The following is a 23,736-nucleotide window of genomic DNA, read 5'->3' on the forward strand; positions in this document are numbered from 1 at the left end:
CGTAAACGGGCGGCCGCGCCGTCCTCCCAGTGTCGATCGGGGCGACGGCGCGACCACAGGGCGCACGGCGCGATCGTGCGCGCCCCCGGTGCGTCAGTGCGCCGCTGCGGGCTGCGGAGCGCGCTCCACGGCCTCGTCGCCCGCCTCCGCGGAGTAGTCGGCCCGGCTGGTCTCGTCGGCGCCCTCGGGGGCCCTCAGGGCCCGCAGCACCAGGGTCAGGACCACGGCGACGAGCAGGTTCAGCACGAACGCGGTCAGGCCGATGTAGCCGCTCTCGCCGAGGCCGGGGACCTCCGCGCTGTTCCCGCCGAAGTGCCGGGTCGCGGGGGAGGAGATCCCCCAGGCCGTCCACGTCCCGTAGACCATGCCCGCGGCCCAGCCCGCGAGCAGCGCCCAGCGGTGGAACCAGCGGGTGAACAGGCCCGCGACCAGGGCGACCGCGGTCTGCAGGATCCACAGCCCGCCCAGCAGCTGGAAGTTGATCGCGGCCTGCTTGTCCATCCGCAGCACGAACGCCAGCGCGCCGACCTTCACCAGCAGCGAGGCGAGCTTCGCCACCCGGGTCTCCTCGGCCGGGGTCGCGTCCGGCTTCAGGAACTCCCTGTACACGTTGCGGGTGAACAGGTTCGCCGCCGCGATCGACATGATCGCCGCCGGGACGAGCGCGCCGATCCCGATCGCCGCGAACGCCACCCCCGTGAACCAGGACGGGAACATCTGCGCGAACAGCTGCGGCACCGCCAGCTGGCTGTTGAAGCCCGGCACGCCCGCGCCCACCCCCGCCGCGATCGCCAGGAACCCCAGCAGCGCCAGCAGGCCCAGCACCAGCGAGTACGCGGGCAGGATCGCCATGTTGCGGCGCACCGTGTTGCGCGACCCGGAGGCCAGCACGCCCGTCACCGTGTGCGGGTACATGAACAGCGCCAGCGCCGAACCGAACGCCAGCGTCGCGTACGTCCACTGCCCCGGGGCGCCCAGCAACAGCGAGCCGCCGGGCCCGCCGTTCGGCCCCGGCGCCGCGAACTTCCTTGCCGCCGCCGCGAACACGCTCCCGTAGCCGCCCAGCCGCAGCGGGACGTACACCACCGCCACCACGATCACCACGTACACCAGCGCGTCCTTGACGAACGCGATCAGCGCGGGCGCCCGCAGCCCCGCCGAGTAGGTGTACGCGGCCAGCACGCCGAAGGCGACGAACAGCGGCAGGTCCTGGAGGAACCAGTTGCCGCTGCCGCCCACCCCCAGGGTGTCCAGCACGGCCTGGATGCCGACCAGTTGCAGCGCGATGTACGGCATGGTGGCCAGGATGCCGGTCAGCGCCACCGCCACCGACAGCACCCGCGAGCCGTACCGCCCGCGCACGAAGTCCGCCGGGGTCACGTAGCCGTGCACCCGGGAGACCGACCACAGCCGGGGCAGGAACAGGAACACCAGCGGGTACGCGATCACCGTGTACGGCACCGCGAAGAAGCCCGCCGCCCCCACCGCGTACACCGCCGCGGGCACCGCGACGAAGGTGTACGCGGTGTACAGGTCGCCGCCCAGCAGGAACCAGGTCACCCAGGTGCCGAAGCTCCGGCCGCCCAGGCCCCACTCGTGCAGGTGCGCGGCGTCCGCGGCGCGGCGCCAGCGGGAGGCCAGGAAGCCCATCACCGTCACCAGCGCGAAGAACAGCAGGAAGACCGCCATCGCGGTCCAGTCGACGTGCCTCACGCCCGGCCCCCGTCCTGCGGGCCGGGCCCGGCGGGGGCGGCCGCCCGGCGGAGCGCCTCGTCCCGTCGCACCAGCAGGTACGCGGTGCCGGTGAACAGCGCCGACACCGGCACCCACAGCAGCTGGTACCAGTAGAAGAACGGCATCCCGCCCAGCCCGGGGGCGAGCCGGTTGTAGGACGGCACCCACAGCATCACCAGGACCGGCACCAGCAGGCACAGCCCGGCCAGCACCCGGGCGGTGGAGACCGCGGGAGGCGCACCGGCGGCGGGCGCGTGGGGGGAGGAGGGCGGCACGGGCGGCTCCGGGGGACGACGAGGAGTCACCTCAGCGGCACCCTCGGTGATCGGAAGGTCCCTCGCGAGACTAGGGCAGCGGGGTGACCCCTGTCACACCGCCGTCAACCCGATCACGGGCACCACCCGAACGCGCCGCTCCGCGGACCGCCGGTGGGGGCTGGGCCGGCCGGTTCGGTCGCGTGATGCTGCGTCGTTCCGGACCGCCGGTGAGGGCTAGGCCGGCCGGTTCAGTCGCGTGATGCTGCGTCGTTCCGGACCGCCGGTGAGGGCTAGGCCGGCCGGTTCAGTCGCGTGATGAACTTGTAGCGGTCGCCGCGGTAGATCGAGCGCACCCACTCCACCGGCGCGCCGTCCGCGTCGAAGGAGTGCCGGGACAGCTGCAGCATCGGCAGGCCCAGGTCGGAGCCGAGCAGGCCGGCCTCGCGCGGGTTGGCGAGGGTGGTCTCGATGGTCTCCTCGGCCTCGGCGACCGTCACCCCGTAGACCTCGCGCAGCGCGGTGTACAGCGAGTTGTGCTTGGCCAGGTTGCGCCGCAGCGCGGGGAAGCGCTTGGCGGACAGGTGCGCGACCTCGATCGCCATCGGGTCGCCGTTGGCCAGGCGCAGGCGCTCGATCCGCAGCACCCGGCCGCCGGGCTTGATGTCCAGCAGCGGGGCGAGCCGGTCGTCGGCGGAGATGTAGGCGACCTCGACCAGGCGGGAGGTCGGCTCCAGGCCCTGGGCGCGCATGTCCTCGGTGTACGAGGTGAGCTGCAGGGCCTGCGCGACCTTCGGCTTGGCGACGAAGGTGCCCTTGCCCTGGATGCGCTCCAGCCGGCCCTCGACGACCAGCTCCTGCAGGGCCTGCCGGACGGTGGTGCGCGAGGTGTCGAACTGGGCGGCCAGCGCGCGCTCCGGCGGGACCGGCGTACCGGCCGGCTGGGTCTCGGTCAGCTGCAGCAGGTGCCGCTTGAGGCCGTAGTACTTCGGGACCCGGGCCGTGGCGGTGGCAGGGCCGGTCTGGATCGGCACGCTGGAGCCCTCGGCGAGCGCCGTCGTGTCCCTGTCGCCACTCATGGCAGCTCTCACTCCTCGTTGGAGGCGGTCCCTTAACGGACCCCTAAGTCCTATGTAACAGCACATGTTTGCACGCGTGGGAGAACAAGCGTGAGCCCCCGGCCGCATTCCGGGCCGCTCGCCGGGCACGCGGCGGGCCCGGAACGGGGCGCCAGGCGCCCGTCCCGGGCCCGTCCCGAGCGTCTCAACCGGCCTGGGCGGCCGGTACCGTGAGCCCCGCCAGGGCCTCCGCGGCGGCGATCGCGCAGACCCGCGAGCCGCCGTGGGTGGCCAGCGTGGTCACCCCGCGGGAGGCGAACAGCTCGGCCACGCCGTGGGCGGTGCCGATCTCCACCACCACCGCGTCCGGCCGGTGCTCGACCAGGGCCAGCGCGGCCCGGCGCATCCAGGGGTGCCGGTGGACGTCGCGCACCACCAGCACCAGCGGGCGGCCGACGGCCGCGCCCGCCAGCGGGGCGGTGTCGATCTCGACGTCGTCGGCGGCGACCTCGACCTGCAGCAGGCCGGAGCCCTCGGTCACGGTCGCGGTCGGGGCGACCCGGGTGGAGGTGGTGCCGGGCACCAGCTCGCCCAGCGGACCGGCCACGCCCCAGGGGGTCTCGTCGCCGACCGCGATGTTCGCGGCCGGGGAGAACTCGACCACGTGCGGGACGCCGCCCAGCGGGCGGAGCTCGCCGCTGATCCGCAGCGCCCGGCGGGCGGCGGTCAGGCCGACGCCGACCTCGGCCTGCTGGCCGACCTGCGCGGCCCGCACCCCGGCCGACCAGCGGGCGACGGCCCGGTTGCGCTCGGCCGCCTGGTGCAGCCGCTCGGCGGGGAGGCGCCCCTCGCGGACCGCCCAGACCAGGGCGTCGCGCAGGTAGAGGAAGGCGTCCTCGTCCTGCAGGCCGCCGCCGACGCAGATGGTGTCGGCCCCGGCCGCGACGGCCCGCACCGAACCGGCCGCGACGCCGTGGGTGCCGGAGATGGCGCCCATCTCGATGCCGTCGGTGACGATCAGCCCGTCGAAGCCGAGCTCCTCGCGGAGCAGGCCGGTGAGGATGCGCTGCGACATGGTCGCGGGCAGCTGGGCGTCGTAGGCGTCGAACAGGATGTGCGCGGTCATGATGCTCTTCACGCCGGCCGCGATGGCGGCGCGGAAGGGCAGCAGGTGCTCGGCGAACTGGTCCAGGGCGAGGTCGATCCGGGGCAGGCCCAGGTGCGAGTCGCCGGCCGTGTCGCCGTGGCCGGGGAAGTGCTTGGCGCAGGCCGCGACACCGGCCGACTGCAGGCCGCGGACGTACGCGGCGGTGTGGCGGGCGGCGAGCTCGCCGTCGCCGCCGAAGGACCGGACGCCGATCACCGGGTTGTCCGGGTTGGAGTTGACGTCCGCGTCGGGCGCGTAGTTGAGGTTCACGCCGACGCCGGCCAGGTCGAACCCGATGGAGCGGGCGACCCGCTCGGTGAGGTCGGTGTCGTCGACCTCACCGAGCGCCAGGTTCCCGGGGTAGGAGGAGCCGCTGGTCACCTCGAGGCGGGTGACGTCGCCGCCCTCCTCGTCGGTGGCCACCAGCAGGTCGCCGTTGAGCGCGTACAGCTCCGAGGTCAGCGCGGCGACCTGCTGCGGGGTGCGGATGTTGCGGCCGAACAGGGCGACGCCGCCGAGCTCGCCGTCGCCCAGTCTGCGGCGCAGCCACTCGGGCGCGGTCAGACCGGCGAAGCCGGGCTGCAGGACCGCCCCGGCGTCGCGGAGGAGATCGGCGCTTTCCGTACCGGGCATCGCCTTGGTTCCTTCCCTGGGGGTGAGAGGTGTTTCAGGTGCAGTGGGGGTGAGGAAGGGGACTAGCCCTTGACCGCACCGGCGGTGAGACCCGCCGACACCTTCTTCTGGAAGAACACGAACAGGATGATCACGGGCAGCGAGACCAGCAGGCCGCCGGCCATCTGCGAGCCGTAGTCCGCGGCGCGGGTGGGCGTGGACGAGTAGAACGTCAGCCAGGTCATCGCGGTCTGCGACTTGTTGCCGCTGGTGCTCAGCAGCATGCTGGCGACGATGAACTCGTTCCAGGCCTGGATCCAGCTGTACACCGCGGTGGTGACCAGGCCGGGCATGGTGAGCGGCAGGATGATCCGGAAGAACGCGCCCCACTGGGTGCAGCCGTCGACCATCGCGGCCTCGTCCAGCTCCGCCGGGATGTTCACGATGAACGAGCGCAGCGTCCAGATCACGTACGGGACGGTGAAGACCAGGTAGGCCAGGATGACGCCGAACAGCGAGCCGGTCATGCCGGCGTTGTTCATCACCACGAACAGCGGGATGAGGATCGCGATCAGCGGCACCATCTGGACCACCAGCATGGTGACGATGAAGAAGCTGCGGCCGCGGAAGTTGAACCGGGCCACGGCGACGGCGGCCAGGAAGCCGACCGCGACGCCGAGCACCACCGCGCCCACGGTCAGGACCAGCGTGCTGCGCAGGGCCGGCAGGAAGCTCGCGTCATCGAAGATCGTCTTGTAGCTGTCCAGCGAGAACGAGGACGGCCAGAACGTCGGGTCCTGGGAGATCAGGTCCTTGTTGGTCTTGAAGGTGGTGATGATCATCCAGTAGATCGGGAAGGCCATCACCACGGCCACGAACAGCGCGATGACGTTCCAGACCCAGGTCATCACGCTGCTGCGCCCGACCTCGGTCTCCTTGGACTTCTTCGGCTTCCTGACCGGGGGCAGCGGCTGCCGGGTCTCCGGAGCGGGGGAAAGGACGTCGCTCATCGCTCGTTGGCTCCGATCTTGAGCATCTGGCGGATGTAGTACACGAGCACCGCCAGCATCATGACGATCATCACGATCGAGATGACCGAGCCGTTGCTGTACTGCGAGGACGAGACGCCGTGCATGTACAGGTAGATGCCGATGGTCTGGTAGCCGTCCTCGGGGGAGGAGTTGCGCAGCGAGTAGATCTGCGCGAAGACCTGGAAGTCCCAGATGAAGCTCAGGGCGGTGCTGATCATCAGGAAGGGCCGGATGACCGGGAGGGTCACGTGGCGGAACGCCTGGAAGCTGTTGGCGCCGTCCAGCTTGGCGGCCTCCATCAGCTCCTTGGGCACCTGGGTGAGCGCCGCGTACAGACCCAGCACCAGGAAGGGCAGGGCGCCCCAGACGACGACGGAGGCGCCGACCACGTACAGGCCGACGGTCGAGTCGGCGAACCAGTCGTAGTGCTTCCAGCTCTCGTCGCCGGTGAGCAGGTAGGCGATGTAGTCGACCACGCCGCTGTTGGAGGAGAACAGCCAGCGGAAGACCTGGCCGTTGACCAGCGCCGGGATCGCCCAGACGAACATCATCACGGTGAAGAAGGTGACCCGGACCCAGGCGGAGACCCGGTTGAGCAGCAGCGCGAGCAGCATGCCCAGCACCATGGAGAGGAGGACCAGCTCCGCGGTGAAGTAGACCGTCCGCAGCACCACCTCCCAGAAGGTGTCGTCGCCCAGCACCTTGCTGAACCCGTCGAAGCCGATGTACTTGGCCTTCTCCGGGTGCGCCAGGAAGGAGAACCTGTTGACGTTCATGAACGACAGGTCGATCAGCTTGTAGATCGGGTACACCAGGACGCCCGCGAGCACGACGATCGCGGGCAGCAGGAGGGTGTAGGGGATGTACTGGCCGCCCGCGAAGACGCCGCGCCGCTGCGGCTTCTTCACCGGGGCGGGCCCCTGGTTGTCGGACCGGGTCACGGTCTCGTTGGTCGTCACGCTCATCAGGGTCCTTCCCGGGCCCGCGAATCCGATCGGTCCTGGCGCACGGGTGGGCAGCCCGCGTGATCGCGGACTGCCCACCCCCTCACCTGCGCTCAGTGCGCGGTCCGTCGGGGGAGTTCCGGGCGCCCCGGACGGACCGTGCGGTTCAGTTGGTTATCAGTCGTTCAGGGAGCCGACGACCTTCGCCTCGACCTTCTTGAGCTCGGTGGCCGGGTCGCCGCCGGCGGCGATCGCGCTGAGCGCGTTCTTCAGCTCGGTCTCGTTGGAGCCGGACCACAGCGGGGAGTTCGGGATGAACCAGGTCTTGCCCTGCGCGGCGTTGCCGGTCGCCTCGTTCGCCTTGTCGGCGGCCTTGTAGGCGTCGACCAGGTTCTTGGCGTTCGGGATCGCGTGCTTGGCGAGCGCGGTCTGCTGCGCGGTGTTGGTGAAGATCTGCAGGAAGGTCGCGCCCAGGCCCGCGTTCTTGGCCTTCGCCGGGACGGCCAGGTCCGAGCCGCCGAGGAACGCCGGGGTCGGGTCGCCGGCCGCCGCGCCCGGGAGGGCGATGGTGGCGAGCTTGTCCTTGAGGGCCGGGTTGCCGTTCTTCTCGTCGATGACCGAGCCGACCTCCCAGCCGTTGCCGATGATGGCGGCGATGTTGCCCTGCGCCATGCGGGCGTCCTGGTCGGTCTCGTCGACGGTGGTGCCACCGACCGAGTAGGCCTTCTGCAGGTCGTTCCAGGTGCTGATGCCCTCGATGAACTTCGGGTCGGTCAGGGTGCTGGTCCACTTGTCGCCGGAGCTCTTGGCGATGACGCCGTCCACGCCGAAGGAGCCGGCGCCGAAGGAGACCGCGGAGTACCAGTTCTTGCCCGGCAGGTACAGGGCGGAGAAGTTGGCGGTGCCCGCGTTGGCGGCCTTGACCTTGTCCAGGGCGGTCTTCAGCTCGGCCAGGGTGGTCGGGGCCTGGGTGACACCGGCGGCCTCGAACAGGTCCTTGCGGTAGATCATGACGCGGGCGCCGGCGTAGTACGGGACGGCGTAGGTCTTGGAGTGGTCGGCCGACTGGCCGGAGGCGGCCAGCGAGTCCAGCCACTTGTCCGAGTTGTCGAACTTGCTCTTGACCGAGGTCAGGTCGACGAAGGACTCGGCGTCGATGTACTTCGCGGCCTGGGTGTTGCCGATCTCGATCGCGTCGGGCGCGTTGTCCGAGAGCAGGGCGGTGTCGACCTTGGTGGTGTAGTTGGACCAGGTCTGCCACTGGATCTCGACGTCGGCGCCGGTCTCGTTCTTGAACTGGGTCTTCGCGGCCTCGACGACCTCGTTCCACTGCTTCTGGGCGTCGTCCATCAGCCAGACGGTGATCTTCTTGCCCTTGCCGTCCTTGCTCAGGACCTCGGAGGACTTGCTACCGCTGTCGGACGAAGAAGACGAGGAGCAAGCCGAGGCGACGAGCACGGTGGCGATAGCGGCCACGGCTGCGATCTTGCGGTTCAAACCATCCTCCAGAGGGATGAGCAAGGTAGGGCACCGGGCTGCTGGGCCGGCTGGCCGGGAGCTGCGTCGTGCCGTATGGGGGAACGTCACCGGATGACACGGGCACGAACCGCCGTCTCCGGCGGGCCGATCCGTGAGGTGGAGTAGACCATTGGTTTAGACCAACGCCTGGAGGTTGGCATGGACCAATGACGAGCGTCAAGGGTTCAAAGAGCGGTTGCACAAGCCGTTATCAACGCTTGACTCGGCCGTGTTGGACTGGACCAAGTCGGGGAGGAAACGGGACCTATCGGGACATCGGGCCGTGACCTTCCGGCGCCGCGGGCCGCGTCCGCTGCACAGGCGTGAGGGCATGTCAAGTGCGGGCGGCGGCCGACGCGCGAGGGTCGCGCGCAGGGGCACGGGTGCGGGGCGCCGGGGCGAGGTGCGGGACGGGGGAAAGCGGCGGGGTTTCCGGCTTAATGTCGCGGGCCAATAGCGGGGGCGCCCTCCCCGGTTTTCCGGCCGGGCCCGGCAATGCCCGGAGCGGGAATCCCGGCCGGCGGTTCCGCGGATTTCCGGCCGCCCGGGCGTCCGCGGCCGGGCGGTCCGCGGGTCCGGCGATTTGCGGCGGCCCGGGCCCGGGGCGGCGCCCGCGCGCGGGCCCGCGCGCGAGGGCTCCGGGGCGCGCCGCCGCAGGTCCCGACGCCGACCGGGGCCCGCGGGGCCGGCGCCCGGGCGGCGCCGATCCCGTCCGGGGGTGAACTCGTGCGTATCCGACGGGTGGTGGCTCCGGCTCCGGCCGGGCGGTGTCCGGGGCGGGCGGGCGGTCGCCGGACGGGGCGTCGGATAAACCGCGGGGCGGGGATTCCGGGAATTGGCCTTGATCCATTCGCCTCACCGAGGGTCACCTTAAGTGAGCCTAAAGTCATGCACGTGCGCGGCCCTCCGGGGTGGTTGACGTGGTCGGGCCAAGGAAGGCAACGGATTGACAACGAGCAGGGTGCGAAACAGCACCCGCGTTGACGCCCCAAAATGGTCTAGGCCAAGATCCGGAAATCTGGTCTGTACCACTGCGCAGACCTCCCCGCCCCTATCCGGAGGATTGCGTGAAGCGTCAGGTACTGGCCACGCTCAGCACCGCTGCCCTGTTGGCCACCGCCGCAGGCTGCTCGTCCGGCAGCCCGTCGCCTTCGCCGACGAACGTCGACACGAAGACCATGACCGGCACCGTCACCGTCTGGCTGATGAACGACGCCCAGAAGAGCTGGCCCGAACTGGTGCAGCAGGTCAACGACGAGTTCGCGGAGAAGTACCCGAAGGTCCAGATCAAGCTCAGCTACCACGACTGGACGAACAAGGTCTCCGAGCTGGACGCCGCGATCGCCGCCGGGTCCGCCCCGGACGTGGTCGAACTCGGCAACACCGAGACCCTGAAGTACATCGTCAACGGCTCGCTGCTGAAGGTGGACCGGGGCACCTTCGACAACTCCGACAACTGGATCAAGGGTCTCTCCGACACCTGCACCTACAAGGACGCGCTCTACTGCGTCCCCTACTACGCGGGCGCCCGCGTCGGCCTCTACAACTCGAAGATGTTCCAGGACGCCACCGGCTCCGCGGACCTCCCGCAGGACGAGGACGCCATGCTCGGCGCCCTCGACAAGGTCGCGAACAAGTACCGGGGCGTCCCCGGCTACTCGGCGCTGTACCTGCCCGGCCCCTACTGGTACGCCGCGATGTCCTACGTCACCGCGTACGGCGGCTCGATCGCCCGCTTCGACTCGGCCGGCAACTGGCACGGCACCCTGCACGAGGCCAAGTCCCAGCAGGGCCTGCAGCACTTCGTCGACCTGGTGAAGAAGTACAACAAGAGCGGCGACCTCAAGGTCAACGAGCAGGACCAGGCCAAGGTGCTCGGCCACGAGAAGGCCGGCCTGATCTACGCCAACGGCTGGGAGCAGAGCGTCGCCACCGCCCCGATCACCGGCACCCCGGCGCTGCAGGACGTGCTCAAGGTCGCCGCGATGCCCGGCCCCGCCGGGAAGCCGCTGCCCTCCTTCATCGGCGGCTCCGACCTGGCGGTCACCGCCAAGACGCAGAACGCGCAGGCGGCCACCGACTGGGTGCGGATGTTCACCAGTGCCAAGTCCGAGCAGGTGCTGGCCGACAAGGACACCCTGCCGAACAACCTGGTCCAGCTGGCCCCGCTGAAGGACAAGCCCACCACCGCCGCGGCCGCCAACGCCGTCCAGGACGCCTGGTTCACCCCGCTGGCGCCCGGCTGGGGCGCGGTCGAGAAGCAGAACGTCCTGGTCAACATGCTGAACGCGGTCTTCGCGGGCAAGAGCGTCGAGGACGCCACCAAGGAGGCCGACGCCCAGATCGACCAGCTGATCAACAACGCGGGCTGACCGGGACGCCGACCGTCCGGTCGGCGTCCCGAGGCTCGGGACCGGGGCCCGCGGAGTGTGCTGCGGGGCCCGGTCGCACGTAGGATCGGCACAGAACAGTTCCATGCAGCGAGGGTGCGGACTCGCCGCCGTTCAGAGGTCCCCGTCGGGCGTCCCGCCCCACGGGGTAGAACCATCTCTCCACGGAGGCACACCCCGATGTCCGACCCGCAGACTGTTTCCGTACCCGGCAGGATCATGTCGGCGGAGATGGCCGAGCAGCCGGCCGTCCTGCAGCGCATCCTCGACGAGGGCGCGCCCGCGATCCGTGAGATCGCCGCGCAGATCGCCGCCCGCAACCCGCGCTTCGTCCTGCTGACCGCCCGCGGTACCTCCGACAACGCCGCGCTGTACGCGAAGTACCTGATCGAGGTGCTGCTCGGCAAGCCGGCCGGCCTGACCTCGATGTCCACCACCACCGCGTACGGCGCCAAGCCGGACCTCACCGACTGCCTGGTCGTCACGGTCAGCCAGTCCGGCGGCTCGCCCGACCTGGTGGCCTCCACCAAGGCGGCCCGCGAGGCCGGTGCGATCACCCTGGCGGTCACCAACAACGCCGCCTCGCCGCTCGCCGAGGTCTCCGAGTTCCACATCGACGTGCTGGCCGGCCCGGAGAAGGCGCTGCCCGCCACCAAGACCTACACCGCCGAGCTGCTGGCGCTGTACCTGTTCGTCGAGGGCCTGCGCGGCGGCGACGGCTCCGCGGCGAAGGTGCTGCCCGAGCTGGCGGCGGGCATCCTGGCCCGGCAGGGCGAGGTCAAGGACCTGGCCGAGCGCTACCGCTTCGCCCAGCGCCTGGTCATCACCTCGCGCGGCTACGGCTACCCGACCGCCCGCGAGGCGGCGCTGAAGCTGATGGAGACCACCTACATCCCGGCCTCCCCGTTCTCCGGCGCGGACCTGCTGCACGGCCCGCTGGCCATGGTGGACAACGTCTCCCCGGTCATCGCGATCGTCCCGGACGGCAAGGGCGGCGAGGCCCTGCAGCCCGTCCTGGACCGCCTGCGCGGCCGCGGCGCCGACCTCGTGGTGATCGGCCAGCAGGGCCAGGTCGACGCCGCCAGCGCGGGCTTCGCGCTGCCGGCCGGCGTGCCCGAGGAGGTCCAGCCGATCCTGGAGATCCTGCCGCTGCAGCTGCTGGCCTACGAGGTCACCATCGCCCGCGGCCAGGACCCGGACGCCCCCCGCGCGCTCGCCAAGGTCACCGAGACCCACTGAGGCGCGAGGAGCCGCCCCCGCGAGGTCCTGCGGGGGCGGCTCCGTCGTGTCCGGGGGGCGCGGTGAAAGCTTCACCGGCCGAGCCGGGCCGGAAGGGGCCGGAAGGGCCCGGGCGGGCCCGGAAAACACTACGGGCCACGGCGCCGACACGGGACCCTCAACCCGTGCGGCACCGTAGCCCGGAGCTGTATGCCGGAGGCGGGGACCGTCCGAGAGTTGTGCGGGACCCTCGAACGACGCCTCCGACCGAGGAGGGGCCTCGCGCGGTCAGGGCAGTTGCGCGGAGGGCCTCTCCTTGGTGCATGTTCATTGTGGACTAGACCAATCTGGGTTGTCCAGAGGCGGCCCGCAATTGGTCTGGACAACGTACGGGCAGGTGGACGGCGATACGCTCACCGTGTGCCCTCGCTGAACGAACTCGTCCGCCGCCACACCACCCTCACCGGTGCCGACGTGGAGTGGCTGCACCTCCTGGTCTCGGAGTGGCAGCTGCTCTCCGACCTGTCCTTCGCCGACCTGGTGCTGTGGATCCCCACCTGGGACGGCATCCGCTACGTCTCGGTGGCCCAGATGCGGCCCAACACCGGTCCCACCTCGTACCAGGACGACATGGTCGGCCACCTGGTGCCGCGCGGCCGCCGCCCGCTGCTGGACGCCGCCTACGACGAGGGGCGGATCGTCCGCGAGGGCGACCCGGAGTGGCGGGAGGAGGTGCCGGTGCGGGTGGAGTCCATCCCGGTGCGACGGGACGGCAAGGTGCTCGGCGTGATCGCCCGCAACACCAACCTGCTGACCGTCCGCACCCCCAGCCGGCTGGAGCTCACCTACCTGCAGAGCGCCTCCGACCTGGCCCAGATGATCGCGGCCGGCAGCTTCCCCTTCCCGGGCGCCGAGCAGGCCGACATGGACGCCGCGCCGCGGGTCGGTGACGGCCTGATCCGGCTCGACGTGGAGGGCGTGGTGACGTACGCCAGCCCCAACGCGCTCTCCGCCTACCACCGGCTCGGGCTGACCACCGACCTGGTGGGCAGTCACCTCGGGCGCACCACCGCCGAACTGGTGCCGCCCAGCCGCGGCGCGGTGCACGAGGCGCTGGTGAAGATGGCCAGCGGCTGGGCGCCCCGGCAGACCGAGGTCGAGGCGCAGGGCGGCGTGGTGACCCTGCGGACCATCCCGCTCAAGCCCAAGGGCACCCCCACCGGCTCCCTGGTGCTCTGCCGGGACGTCACCGAACTGCGGCGCCGTGACCGTGAGTTGATGACCAAGGACGCCACCATCCGGGAGATCCACCACCGGGTGAAGAACAACCTGCAGACCGTCGCCGCCCTGCTGCGGCTGCAGTCCCGCCGGATGGACTCGCCGGCCGGCCGGGCCGCCCTCGACGAGGCCGTCCGCCGGGTCGGCTCGATCGCCATCGTGCACGAGACCCTCTCGCAGGCCCTGGACGAGTCGGTGGCCTTCGACGAGATCGCCGACCGGGTGCTGGCGATGGTGATGGAACTCTCCCAGGACGGACGGGTGGTGGCCCGCCGCAGCGGCTCCTTCGGCATCCTGTCCGCCGAGGTCGCCACCCCGCTGGCGATGATCCTCACCGAACTCACCCAGAACGCCCTGGAGCACGCCTTCGGCCCCAGCGCCTCCGGCAACCTGGAGGTCAGCGCGCTGCGCGGCCGCGCCCCGTCCGGCGGCAAGGGCTGGTCGGACACCTGGAACAACGGCGCCAAGCCCGAGGAGTACCTGCTGATCACCGTGCAGGACGACGGCCGCGGCATGCCCGAGGGCTTCGACCCGCAGCAGGCCGGCAACCTCGGCCTGCAGATCGTCCGCACCCTGGCCACCGGCGAACTCGGCGGCACCTTCGACATGGTGGCCGCGCCCGACGGCGGCACCAAGGTGGTGCTGGAGATCCCCGTCCGCTGACGGGGCGTCGCCCACCGGGGGCGCCCCGTCGGGCGCCCGGGGGGCCCGGAGACAGAAACGAGGCCCTGCCGACCGGGGGGGGTGGGTCGGCAGGGCCTCTCGACCCGGTCCGGCCGTCGGGGGGAGTCGGCCGGAACGGGGGCTTCTGTGGTGGCGCGACGCCCGCCTCCGTGCGTTGCACACGGTGAGCGCCACAAGGCAACAATATTGCTCTCAGTGAACAGTATCAAGTGCCTGGACGGCTCGCGTCGTCGGCCCCGCGGATCGAGCGGGGCCCGTTCGGGAAGGCTCGGCCGGCCAATCGCGGCCGAACCCTTGATCGTGGGTTGATCCGTACTGCTCGCCGACGGTGCGTCAGCAGGTGTGTCAGGCGGTGCGGGCGCGGTTGCGGGCAGCGCGGCGCTTCATCGCACGACGCTCGTCCTCGCTCATGCCGCCCCAGACGCCGGCGTCCTGGCCGGTCTCCAGCGCCCACTGCAGGCACTGCTCCATCACGGGACAACGGCGGCACACGGCCTTGGCTTCCTCGATCTGCAGCAGAGCAGGGCCGGTGTTCCCGATCGGGAAGAACAGCTCCGGGTCCTCTTCGCGGCAGACAGCGCGGTGGCGCCAGTCCATGGTCGTCCAACTCCTCCGGTCGCGGGCGGGTGGCCCGTGACTCACTCGAATGGCTTGTGAATGTGAACGCTTTCACGAATCCCGCAACAGCAAAAGGGACCTAAGGCCCATCGGGCCCGGGCGGTCTTCGCTGAGGGGGGTTCGGCGATTCGAGGGGCTCTCCCGCGGGTCCCGCTGCGGTGTGTCCCGATCGCCATGTAGAGGTTCGCAAACCTCGGAGCTGGATACAACCCCCTTCGGCAAGAAATTTTTGATTCTTCGGTGTCGCCTACCTCACAGGCAGTACTTCTATGGGGTGAAGGGGCTCGAACGTTCGAGAGCAAGGCGACGACCCCCTTCTGGTCACACAATCACACGCAGTGCCCGTCGTACGCCTGTGAAACTGACGCGACTCCTGTCTCCAAGGTGGTCCCCGTCGACCTGAAACGGGGCCGGTTCCTCTGAAACCAAGGTGAAGTGCCGGACGTCGTGATAGGAGACGAGGTGCTTCCCGGACGGGCCGGCGGGGCGTGCACCGCCCTCCGCCGCGGGCAGCGGACGGAGGATCTGACGGACCGTTCGAGCGGTCCGGAACGCGGTCATTCGAGTGATGCCGAAGATGTCGAGGTCGGTCTCGAAGGACGCCGAGGGGGAGGGGAGGACCGGGCGGGAACCCAGGAAGGTCCACGGCGAGGTGTTGGAGACTATGGCCATCACCATGCCCGGCACCGGGTCCCGGCCGTTGATCTCCAGGGAGATCGGCCCCGAACGGCGGTGTTCACGCTCGGTGACGTAGTGCCGGAGCGCCTCGACGACGTAGAGCGCGTGCGTGGATTTGCGCCCCGCACGGCGCTGGCGCTCCACCCGGCCGACCACGCCCGCGTCGAAGCCCAGGCCCGCGGTGAAGGTGAACCAGCGGTCCGGCAGCCCGTCGGTCAGCGCCTTGCCCAGGCCGATCGACCGCTCCCGGCGGTCCGCCAGCGCGTCCAGCAGCGCACCCGTCGCCTCCACCGGGTCGTTCGGCAGGCCCAGCGCCCGGGCGAACACGTTGGTCGAACCGCCCGGCACCACCGCCAGCCGCGGCACCCGCTCGCCCGGGCCGTGCGCCAGCAGGCCGTTCACCACCTCGTTGACCGTGCCGTCGCCGCCCAGCGCCACCACCAGGTCCACCGAGCCGTCCTCGGCCACCTGCTGGGCCAGGTCGCGGGCGTGGCCGCGGTACTGGGTCTGCGCGACCTCCAGCTTCAGGTCGCTGCGCAGGGCATGGGTCAGGACGTCCCGGGTCCGGCCACTGGTGGTGGTCGCCTTCGGGTTCACGACCAGGAGAGCGCGCATGGTGATCAGCCTACGACCCGCCCGGCACGGGCCGACCGTTACCCTGGCCCGGTGACCGCTGAATCCGCCCCCGCCACCGCCCCCGCCACCGCCCGGCCCGCCCCGCTGCTCGTCGGCGCGGCGCTCACCGCGCTGGAGGGCGCGGCGATGGCCGGCTGGGGCGTCTACAACCTGGTCTCCGGCTTCACCGGCGCGGACGCCGACTTCGGCCGCGCCGAGCTCGGCGGCGTCGTCCTGCTGCTGATGGGCCTGCTGCCGCTGCTGGCCGGCCGCGCCCTGCTGCGCGGGCAGCGCTGGGGCCGCAGCCCCGCCGTGCTCACCAACTCCATCTGCCTGCCCGTCGCGTACTACATGTGGCAGTCCGGCGGCGCGATGGCCGCCGTCGGCGTCGCGGTCGGCCTGCTCGGGCTGGTCGGCATCGGCGCCCTGCTCAACCCCCGGGTCACCGCCGTGCTGTACGGCACCCCCGGCACCCCCGGCGACGGGCCGCAGTAGCCGTCCGTGACACGCCCGCAGGGCCCGCCCCCACCCGGGGACGGGCCCTGCGCGCGTTCCACGGGCCGCGGCGGGCCCTACTCCTCGACCAGCAGCTTCTCGCGCAGCTGCGCCAGGGTGCGGGCCAGCAGCCGGGAGACGTGCATCTGCGAGATGCCCACCTCGGCCGCGATCTGCGACTGGGTCATGTTCCGGAAGAACCGCAGCACCAGGATCTTCTGCTCCCGGGGCGGCAGCTGGGCCAGCAGCGGCTTCAGCGACTCGCGGTACTCGACGCCCTCCAGCGCCTCGTCCGTCGCGCCCAGGGTGTCCGCCACCGCGGGCGACTCGTCGTCGCTGTCCGGCACGTCCAGCGAGAGGGTGGAGTACGCGTTGGCGGACTCCAGGCCCTCCAGCACGTCCTCCTCCGAGATGCCCAGGTGCTCGGCCAGCTCGTGCACCGTCGGCGACCGGCCGTGCCGCTGGGACAGCTCGCTGGTCGCCGTGGTCAGCGACAGCCGCAGCTCCTGCAGGCGGCGCGGCACCCGCACCGCCCAGCCCTTGTCGCGGAAGTGCCGCTTGATCTCGCCGACGATGGTCGGCGTCGCGTACGTGGAGAACTCCACCCCGCGCTCGTGGTCGAACCGGTCCACCGACTTGATCAGGCCGATGGTGGCGACCTGGGTCAGGTCGTCCAGCGGCTCGCCGCGGTTGCGGAAGCGCCGGGCCAGGTGCTCCACCAGCGGGATGTGCATCCGGACCAGCTGGTTGCGGATCTCCACCCGCTCCGCCGACCCCTCCGGCAGCTCGGACAGCCGCACGAACAGCGCCCGGGCCGCCTCGCGGTCCGGGGCGCCGCTGCGGTGCCCCTGGGCCGGCACGGTCGAGCGGACGGCCTCGGCGGCCGCCGCCGGACCGTCGTCCGCCGCGGGCGCGGCAGCGGGCGCCGTCTCGGGCCCGGGTGCCGCCCCGGGCAGCTCGGACTTCGGGTCGGTCGGCTGGCTCATCCGGTGGGAGTCCTTCGGGAGGGCTTCGTCAGGGGTGGCGGGGCGGGCGACGCTCGCCTGCGGCGGTACGACGGCAACTGTGCGGTCCAGATCACTCACGGCGATCACCCGTTCCGTTCCGAGAACACGTCACTACCTACGGCTGGCCCGGCGACCCGCCGCGCTTCTTGTGCAGGCTGATGGAGACCGTGTTGTCCGGGCCCACCGTCGAGTCGACCTCGCCGGCCAGCGCGGAGAGCACCGTCCAGGCGAAGGTGTCCCGCTCCGGGGCCCGGCCGTCGGTGGTCGGGGCGGAGACCGTGACCCGCAGCGAGTCGCCCACCAACTGGAAGACGCAGCTCAGGATCGAGCCGGGCACGGCCTGTTGGAGCAGGATCGCGCACGCCTCGTCCACCGCGATCCGGAGATCCTCGATCTCGTCCAGCGTGAAGTCGAGCCGGGCCGCGAGGCCGGCCGTCGCCGTCCGCAGCACCGAGAGATAGGCACCCGCCGCGGGCAGCCGGACCTCAACGAAGTCCTTCACTCCGGGCTCGCCGTCGATCTGGGACACCCTCACCTCCTGGGTGACGCACGGTGCTTGCGGCCGGGGAGCTGCCAACACCACTACTGGCTCGGTTCAACTGCCTTGTGCCCCGAGACGTTACCGCGCCCGGGGGTGGTCTGTCGTGATCTCGCGCCACCGTCACGGGAACGGGGGACCACGGTTCGAACGGGTGCGCTCAGCGCGGTTCGGAGCCGAGCTCGGCGAGCGCACCGTCGGTCAGCCGGAAGACCGTCCACTCGTCCATCGGCACCGCGCCGAGCGACTTGTAGAAGCCGATCGACGGCTCGTTCCAGTCCAGCACCGACCACTCCAGGCGCTGGTAGCCGCGCTCCACGCAGATCCGGGCCAGCTCGGTCAGCAGCGCCTTGCCGTGGCCGCCGCCGCGCTTCTCCGGGCGCACGTACAGGTCTTCCAGGTAGATGCCGTGCGTGCCGCGCCAGGTCGAGAAGTTGCGGAACCAGAGCGCGAAACCGACCCGCTCGCCGGACTCCTCCTCGGCGATCAGGCCGAACACCGCGGGGTGCTCGCCGAACAGCGCGTCGTGCAGTTGCTCCTCGGTGGCCTTCGCCTCGGGCAGGGCCCGCTCGTACTCGGCGAGTTCGCGGATCATGGCGTGGACGAAGGGGACGTCGGCGGGAGTCGCGGTGCGGATCATACGGTCGAGCGTACCCATCTCACCCCTTCATCCGGAATGGCCTTTATGCCCGGGACGCCGCCGCCGGAAACGGACTCCGGACGGCGCGCCCCGGGCACGGGCGGGCGGGTGCGGGCGGGCGGGTGCGGGCGGGGCCCGGTCAGGCAGGCGCGGTCAGGCGGACTGCCGGGCGCGCAGCGCGTTCAGCAGGGCGGCGCCGCGCTCGGCGTCGTCGACGCTGACGGCGAAGTCGTGGCCGGTGGCCGAGACCCGCACCACCAGGCACGGGCCGGAGCGCAGCATCACCGTGGTGCCGAGCCCGTTCAACCGGTAGCCCCAGCCGCCGACCTGGGAGGGCAGCCGCCGCTCGACCCGGGCCGAGTCGAGCTCGGACAGCGCCCAGCGGCGGGTCGGCAGGCCGAAGGGGCCCAGCGCCACCTCCAGACCGGCCTCGGAGACCCGGACCCGCACCGAGAAGCAGCAGGCGGTGGACAGGCCGACCACCGCCAGCACGGCGAACAGCGGCCAACCCCACCCGGCCCCGAACAGGCCGGTCGCGGCGCCCAGCAGCACCACCGCGGCCGCCGGGCCGCTGACCGCCGCGACCACCTGCAGCGGGCGGTTCGCGGCCCGGGAGAACCACACCAGGCGCTCGTCCTCGGCCAGTTCCAGCACCGGGCCCGCGGGCGCCGGGGGCGCGGCCGCCGACAGGCCGCGCCCGCCCAGCAGCCGCACCGCCGCGCCGGTCAGCAGCGCGGCCGCGAGAGTGCCGAGGAACCAGCCGACCGGGAGCTCGGCCCCGTGCCAGTCGGTGCGGTCGAGGTTGGCCCGGACCGCGGCGGTCTGCAGGCCGAGGAACAGCACGCCGCCCGCCAGCAGACCGGCCAGGTTCCAGACCCGCAGCAGCCCGTCGACCCGGCGCAGGGCCAGCAGGCCCGCCGCACCCAGCACCGCCCAGATCAGCGCGGGCACCAGGCAGGCCGCCCACAGCGGCATCGACCCGTTCGCGGTGCTGCCGCGCCAGTGGGTGGCCAGCGGGTCGGGCAGCCGGTCGGCGACGGTCAGCGGCAATACCGCGGTCAGCGCCGTCGTGCCCGCCACCCAGAGCGTCGGCCACCGCAGGCCGCCCCGCTTCGTGCGCTCCTGCCCGGTCACGGCATCCCCTTGATCAGCTCGACGAGTTCGGCCCTGCTGTAGCCCTGCCGGGCGGCCTCCGCGACCAGCGCGCGGGCCTGCTCCAGCAGTCCGGAACGCCGGTCGGCCCCGGCCGCGACGGTCACGCCCCGGCCCCGGCGGAACTCCAGCACCCCGGCGTCGCGCAGGTCGCGCAGGCCGCGCAGCACGGTGTTGACGTTCACGTCGAGCGCCTCGGCGAGGTCCCGCGCGGAGGGCAGCCGGTCGCCGGGGCGGCACTCGCCCTCGGCGACGGCGCGGCGGACGGCGGCGGCGACCTGCTCGTGCAGGGGCCGGGTGTCCTTGGTGTCCAGTCTCAGCAGCATGGTGCTAATGAAACTAGCACCATTGGTTCCTCGGGGGGAAGTGGGGAGTGGGCCCGGGCGGGCGGCCGCAGGGCGAGCGAGGGAGGAGTGGGGGCATTGGCGGGCGGCCGCAGGGCGGGCGCGGGGGAGCGGGGCCTGGCGGGCGGCGGAGGGGGAGCGAGGGCCCTTGCGGATGGCGCAGGGCGAGGGAGGTCGGGTCTGGCGGGCGGCGCGGGGCGGGTGAGGGGAGGGCCGACGCGGCGCAGGGCGGGGGCGGGCGGGGGCGTTCGGTCCGGAGAACGCGGACACCCGGCTGCCGGGCCCCGCGGGCGGGGTGGTGGCAGCCGGGTGTCCGGTGCGGTCTGGCGAGGCGTCAGGCCTTCTTGGTCTCCCAGAAGATCGCGTCGATCTCGGCGATCAGGTCCAGCAGGGCCTGGCCGGTCGCCGGGTCGGTGGACGCCTTGGCCGCCGAGGCGGCCTTGCCGGCGCGGTTGAACAGGTCGTGCAGACCCGGGTAGGCCTCGAAGTGCGGGGCCTTGAAGTAGTCGGTGTGCAGCACGGAGAGGTGGTGCTTGACCAGCTCGGCGCGCTCCTCCTTGATGACGATGGCGCGAGCCCGGAACTCGGGGTCCTCGTTGGCCTGGTACTTCTCCTGAGTGGCCTTCACGGACTCGGCCTCGATGCGGGCCTGGGCCGGGTCGTACACGCCGCAGGGCAGGTCGCAGTGGGCGTGGGCGGTGACTCGCGGAGCAAACAGACGAGAGAACATGGGGGTCCTTCCTTAGATCGTCTTCCCGGGCCCGAGATTACCCTCACGGCAGGCCGAAATCGCCGTCGCCCCGGTGGCCTAGGGCAAAAGAAGGAGTTCGAATCGTGCGATATGGGACACCGCTCGGCGTGGCCGACGTCGCGGGGCCGTCGATGCGCCGGCTGCTCTCCGACGGCGACCGGGTGCTGGTGCGCTACGGGGCGCCGTTGCGGCCGGGGGCGATCGCGCTGTTCCGGCACCCGTTGCAGCAGGACCTGCTGGTGGTGAAGCGGGCGGTGGGGCGGCGGCCGGGCGGGTGGTGGATGCTCTCCGACAACCCGCTGGTGCGCACCGACAGCCGCGAGTACGGCGCGGTGCCGGACGAGTTGGTGCTGGGCCGGGTGCTGCTGCGGCTGGCGCCCCGTCCGGCCTGGCTGGCGCCGGGGCGGCGGGTGGAGCGGGCGCTGCGGGAGCGGGTGCGGCGCGGGCGGGCGGCGCGGCTGGCCGAGCGGCTGGGCGTCAGCGTGCCGTTCGACGAGGAGCCGTGACGGGCCCTCAGCCCTGGGCGGCCAGGGTCCGCTGGGCCTCCTGGCGCTTGCGGGCCCGGTAGGCGGCGACGTTGGCGCGGGTCGCGCAGCGGTCGGAGCAGTAGCGGCGGGAGCGGTTGGTGGAGGTGTCGAGGTAGGCGTTGCGGCAGGGGGCGGCCTGGCAGATGCCGAGCCGGTCGACGCCGAGGCCGGTGAGGTGGATGGCCAGGCCCATGCAGGCGACGGCGGCGTAGTTGGCGGCCGCGGTGGGGGCGTTGTCGGCGAGGTGGAGGTGCCAGTTGGGGCGGCCGGTGTCGTCCAGGTCGTCGTGGCCGGAGACCAGCGGGCTGACGGGGTACTCCACCATCAGGCTGTTGAGCAGGTCGACGGCCCGGACGTCCTCGCCCGCGGCGGCGGCCTCGAACACCCCGCGCAGCCGGGTGCGGACGGCGCGCAGCCGGGGCAGGTCGGCCTCGTCGGCGAGCGCGGCGGCCCGGGAGGGCTCGCCGAACAGGGACCGGACGGCGTCCACCGAGGTGAGGTCGTCGGTGCCGCGGTCGGGTTCCTCGCTGTTGACCAGCCGGACGGCGAAGTCGGCGTACGAGGCGAGCTCCACGGGGGTCCTTCCGGACGGGGTGTAACGGGCTGATTGACTCCAGGGTATTACAGGTGCGGGCGGACGTGCCGGTGCCCGCCGTGCGCGGGGGCGCAGGGCGGGCACCGGGGGCGTACGGGTGTGCGGGTCAGAGCACCTTGGAGAGGAACGCGCGGGTGCGTTCGTGCTGCGGGTTGCCGAGCACCTCGCGCGGGTGGCCGGACTCGACCACCACGCCGCCGTCCATGAACACCAGCGCGTCGCCGACCTCGCGGGCGAAGCCCATCTCGTGGGTGACCACGATCATCGTCATGCCGTCCTCGGCGAGGCCGCGCATCACGTCCAGCACGTCGCCGACCAGTTCGGGGTCGAGCGCCGAGGTGGGCTCGTCGAACAGCATCAGCTTGGGCTCCATGGCCAGCGCCCGGGCGATGGCCACCCGCTGCTGCTGGCCGCCGGAGAGCTGGGACGGGTAGTTGCCGGCCTTGTCGGCCAGCCCGACCCGCTCCAGCAGGGCCATCGCGCGCTCCTTGGCGGCTGCCCGGCCCTCCTTCTTGACCTGCACCGGCGCCTCGGTGACGTTCTCCAGCGCGGTCATGTGCGGGAAGAGGTTGAAGCGCTGGAAGACCATGCCGATGTCCCGGCGCTTGAGCGCGACCTCGCGGTCCTTGAGCTCGTGGAGCTTGTCGCCCTTCTGCCGGTAGCCGACCAGCTCGCCGTCGACGTACAGCCGTCCGGCGTTGATCTTCTCCAGGTGGTTGATGCAGCGCAGGAAGGTGGACTTGCCGGAGCCGGACGGGCCGACCAGGCAGAACACCTCGCTCTGCCGCACCTCCAGGTCGATGCCCTTGAGCACCTCGACCTGGCCGTAGGACTTGTGCACGCCCTCGGCCCGGACCATCGGTCGGTCGGTGGCCTGCGGCTTGGACAGGTCGGTCATGCGTCCTTCCCTCCGTCCGGAGCGCCGGGCGGGGTGTCGCCGGGGGCCGCAGGGGCCGCCGGGCTCGCGGGCGCCGTCGCCTTCGCCGGGGCGCGGCCGGCGAAGAGGGCGCGCACCCGCTGCAGCGGGGTGGGCGGCAGCGTCCGGTTGGCACCGCGGGCGTAGTACCGCTCCAGGTAGTACTGGCCGACCGTCAGGATCGAGGTCAGCAGCAGGTAGTAGATCGAGATCGCGATCATCGCCGCGATCGGCTTGTAGGTGCGGGTGGAGATGTCGTGGCCGGCGGTGAACAGCTCCACCAGCGAGATCACCTGCACCAGCGAGGTGGTCTTCAGCATCGAGATGGTCTCGTTGCCGGTCGGCGGGATGATCACCCGCATCGCCTGCGGCAGCACGATCCGGCGCAGCACGGTGGCCCGGCTCATGCCGAGCGCGTGCGCGGCCTCGGACTGGCCCTCGTCCACCGACTGGATGCCGGCCCGGACGATCTCCGCCATGTAGGCGGCCTCGTTGAGGCCGAGGCCGAGCAGGGCGGCGGTGAACACCGGCACCAGGGTGTTGGACTCCTGGGACCAGAAGGACGGCCCGAACGGGATGCCGAGCGAGATCTCCTTCCACAGGAAGCCGATGTTGTTCCAGAGCACCAGCTGCACCAGCACCGGGGTGCCGCGGAAGACCCAGATGTAGAACCAGGCGGTGCCGGAGAGCACCGGGTTCTTCGACAGCCGCATCACGGCCAGCAGCACGCCGCCGACCACGCCCATCAGCATGGACAGCGCGGTCAGCTCCAGGGTGACCCAGATGCCGTGCACCACGGTGGGGTCGCGCAGCGTGGCGCCGACGAAGTCCCAGTCCAGCGCGGGGTTGGTGAACAGGACGTGCAGCAGCATCGCGGCCAGCACGGCGACGACAGCGACGGAGACCCAGCGGCCGGGGTGGCGGACGGGAACGGCCCTGATGGTCTCGGGCCGTCCCTGCTGCGCCGACCCCTGGTCGGTCTTTTCCACGTG

Annotated in this window: 23 protein-coding genes; 5 read left to right on the forward strand and 18 right to left on the reverse strand. The window is 71.8% G+C overall.

Going from position 1 to position 23,736, the window contains the following annotated elements:
• Positions 1-93 precede the first annotated feature (93 nt).
• The 7 genes from mctP to QSK52_RS06930 all read right to left on the reverse strand — a co-directional run bounded on the left by mctP (position 94) and on the right by QSK52_RS06930 (position 8,256).
• Positions 94-1,689: a monocarboxylate uptake permease MctP gene (mctP, locus tag QSK52_RS06900; protein ID WP_285735093.1), complete on the reverse strand. Its 1,596-nt coding sequence runs from the start codon at positions 1,687-1,689 to the stop codon at positions 94-96.
• Between the two features lie 20 nt (positions 1,690-1,709).
• Positions 1,710-2,009: a DUF3311 domain-containing protein gene (locus QSK52_RS06905; protein WP_285734733.1), complete on the reverse strand. Its 300-nt coding sequence runs from the start codon at positions 2,007-2,009 to the stop codon at positions 1,710-1,712.
• Between the two features lie 272 nt (positions 2,010-2,281).
• Positions 2,282-3,067, reverse strand: coding sequence for a GntR family transcriptional regulator (locus tag QSK52_RS06910; RefSeq protein ID WP_285734734.1), 786 nt, complete (start codon positions 3,065-3,067; stop codon positions 2,282-2,284).
• A 184-nt stretch (positions 3,068-3,251) separates the two neighbouring features.
• Entirely contained in the window at positions 3,252-4,826 is a 1,575-nt protein-coding gene (locus QSK52_RS06915) for a glycoside hydrolase family 3 protein (RefSeq protein ID WP_285734736.1), read from the reverse strand.
• Between the two features lie 62 nt (positions 4,827-4,888).
• Positions 4,889-5,815 (reverse strand): carbohydrate ABC transporter permease, encoded by a 927-nt coding sequence (locus tag QSK52_RS06920; protein WP_285734738.1) that lies wholly within the window; start codon positions 5,813-5,815, stop codon positions 4,889-4,891.
• On the reverse strand, positions 5,812-6,801 hold the full coding sequence (locus QSK52_RS06925) for a carbohydrate ABC transporter permease (RefSeq protein ID WP_285734741.1): 990 nt from the start codon (positions 6,799-6,801) through the stop codon (positions 5,812-5,814). Before QSK52_RS06925 ends, QSK52_RS06920 begins: the two co-directional genes overlap by 4 nt.
• A gap of 156 nt (positions 6,802-6,957) precedes the next feature.
• Complete coding sequence (locus QSK52_RS06930; RefSeq protein WP_285734742.1) at positions 6,958-8,256, reverse strand: extracellular solute-binding protein; 1,299 nt, start codon at positions 8,254-8,256, stop codon at positions 6,958-6,960.
• A gap of 1,220 nt (positions 8,257-9,476) precedes the next feature.
• Between QSK52_RS06930 and QSK52_RS06935 the strand changes: the two genes are divergently transcribed.
• The 3 genes from QSK52_RS06935 (at position 9,477) to QSK52_RS06945 (ending at position 13,847) form a co-directional block, all read left to right on the forward strand.
• Complete coding sequence (locus QSK52_RS06935; protein WP_285734745.1) at positions 9,477-10,670, forward strand: extracellular solute-binding protein; 1,194 nt, start codon at positions 9,477-9,479, stop codon at positions 10,668-10,670.
• 198 nt (positions 10,671-10,868) lie between these two features.
• The gene (locus QSK52_RS06940; RefSeq protein ID WP_285734747.1) at positions 10,869-11,927 is read left to right on the forward strand and encodes an SIS domain-containing protein; all 1,059 of its coding nucleotides are present in this window, start codon (positions 10,869-10,871) and stop codon (positions 11,925-11,927) included.
• 399 nt (positions 11,928-12,326) lie between these two features.
• A complete protein-coding gene (locus QSK52_RS06945; RefSeq protein WP_285734749.1) occupies positions 12,327-13,847 on the forward strand; it encodes a sensor histidine kinase in 1,521 nt (506 codons plus the stop codon).
• Positions 13,848-14,213: 366 nt separating this feature from the next.
• Here QSK52_RS06945 and QSK52_RS06950 read toward each other — a convergent pair whose 3' ends face one another.
• Together QSK52_RS06950 and QSK52_RS06955 are read right to left on the reverse strand one after the other, a co-directional pair.
• A complete protein-coding gene (locus QSK52_RS06950; protein ID WP_014138019.1) occupies positions 14,214-14,465 on the reverse strand; it encodes a WhiB family transcriptional regulator in 252 nt (83 codons plus the stop codon).
• A 342-nt stretch (positions 14,466-14,807) separates the two neighbouring features.
• Positions 14,808-15,779 carry a diacylglycerol/lipid kinase family protein gene (locus QSK52_RS06955; protein ID WP_285734752.1) on the reverse strand — a complete coding sequence of 324 codons (972 nt, stop codon included), beginning with the start codon at positions 15,777-15,779 and terminating at the stop codon, positions 14,808-14,810.
• Positions 15,780-15,830: 51 nt separating this feature from the next.
• Between QSK52_RS06955 and QSK52_RS06960 the strand changes: the two genes are divergently transcribed.
• Entirely contained in the window at positions 15,831-16,274 is a 444-nt protein-coding gene (locus QSK52_RS06960; RefSeq protein ID WP_285734753.1) for a hypothetical protein, read from the forward strand.
• A gap of 77 nt (positions 16,275-16,351) precedes the next feature.
• Here QSK52_RS06960 and QSK52_RS06965 read toward each other — a convergent pair whose 3' ends face one another.
• The 6 genes from QSK52_RS06965 to sodN form a co-directional block, all read right to left on the reverse strand.
• Positions 16,352-17,359, reverse strand: a complete 1,008-nt coding sequence (locus tag QSK52_RS06965; RefSeq protein WP_285734756.1) for an RNA polymerase sigma factor SigF — start codon at positions 17,357-17,359, stop codon at positions 16,352-16,354.
• A gap of 37 nt (positions 17,360-17,396) precedes the next feature.
• Positions 17,397-17,810: an anti-sigma regulatory factor gene (locus QSK52_RS06970; protein WP_285734758.1), complete on the reverse strand. Its 414-nt coding sequence runs from the start codon at positions 17,808-17,810 to the stop codon at positions 17,397-17,399.
• A gap of 169 nt (positions 17,811-17,979) precedes the next feature.
• The gene (locus QSK52_RS06975) at positions 17,980-18,459 is read right to left on the reverse strand and encodes a GNAT family N-acetyltransferase (protein ID WP_033251502.1); all 480 of its coding nucleotides are present in this window, start codon (positions 18,457-18,459) and stop codon (positions 17,980-17,982) included.
• Between the two features lie 153 nt (positions 18,460-18,612).
• Positions 18,613-19,593 (reverse strand): DUF1648 domain-containing protein, encoded by a 981-nt coding sequence (locus tag QSK52_RS06980; RefSeq protein ID WP_285734760.1) that lies wholly within the window; start codon positions 19,591-19,593, stop codon positions 18,613-18,615.
• Positions 19,590-19,937, reverse strand: coding sequence for a GntR family transcriptional regulator (locus tag QSK52_RS06985; protein WP_285734762.1), 348 nt, complete (start codon positions 19,935-19,937; stop codon positions 19,590-19,592). Before QSK52_RS06985 ends, QSK52_RS06980 begins: the two co-directional genes overlap by 4 nt.
• Positions 19,938-20,289: 352 nt before the next feature.
• Positions 20,290-20,685 (reverse strand): superoxide dismutase, Ni, encoded by a 396-nt coding sequence (gene sodN, locus QSK52_RS06990; protein WP_285734765.1) that lies wholly within the window; start codon positions 20,683-20,685, stop codon positions 20,290-20,292.
• A 104-nt stretch (positions 20,686-20,789) separates the two neighbouring features.
• Between sodN and sodX the strand changes: the two genes are divergently transcribed.
• Positions 20,790-21,212: a nickel-type superoxide dismutase maturation protease gene (gene sodX / locus QSK52_RS06995; protein ID WP_285734767.1), complete on the forward strand. Its 423-nt coding sequence runs from the start codon at positions 20,790-20,792 to the stop codon at positions 21,210-21,212.
• Between the two features lie 7 nt (positions 21,213-21,219).
• Here the strand turns inward: sodX and QSK52_RS07000 are convergent, their stop codons facing one another.
• From QSK52_RS07000 to QSK52_RS07010, 3 genes are all read right to left on the reverse strand, one after another.
• On the reverse strand, positions 21,220-21,807 hold the full coding sequence (locus QSK52_RS07000; RefSeq protein WP_285734769.1) for a CGNR zinc finger domain-containing protein: 588 nt from the start codon (positions 21,805-21,807) through the stop codon (positions 21,220-21,222).
• Positions 21,808-21,934: 127 nt separating this feature from the next.
• Positions 21,935-22,726 carry an amino acid ABC transporter ATP-binding protein gene (locus QSK52_RS07005; RefSeq protein WP_285734771.1) on the reverse strand — a complete coding sequence of 264 codons (792 nt, stop codon included), beginning with the start codon at positions 22,724-22,726 and terminating at the stop codon, positions 21,935-21,937.
• Entirely contained in the window at positions 22,723-23,733 is a 1,011-nt protein-coding gene (locus QSK52_RS07010; protein ID WP_285734773.1) for an amino acid ABC transporter permease, read from the reverse strand. The genes QSK52_RS07005 and QSK52_RS07010 overlap by 4 nt, the downstream gene beginning before the upstream one ends.
• Between the last annotated feature and the right edge of the window lie 3 nt (positions 23,734-23,736).

The sequence above is a fragment of the Kitasatospora phosalacinea genome (genome assembly GCF_030268885.1).
Lineage (GTDB): Bacteria > Actinomycetota > Actinomycetes > Streptomycetales > Streptomycetaceae > Kitasatospora > Kitasatospora phosalacinea_C.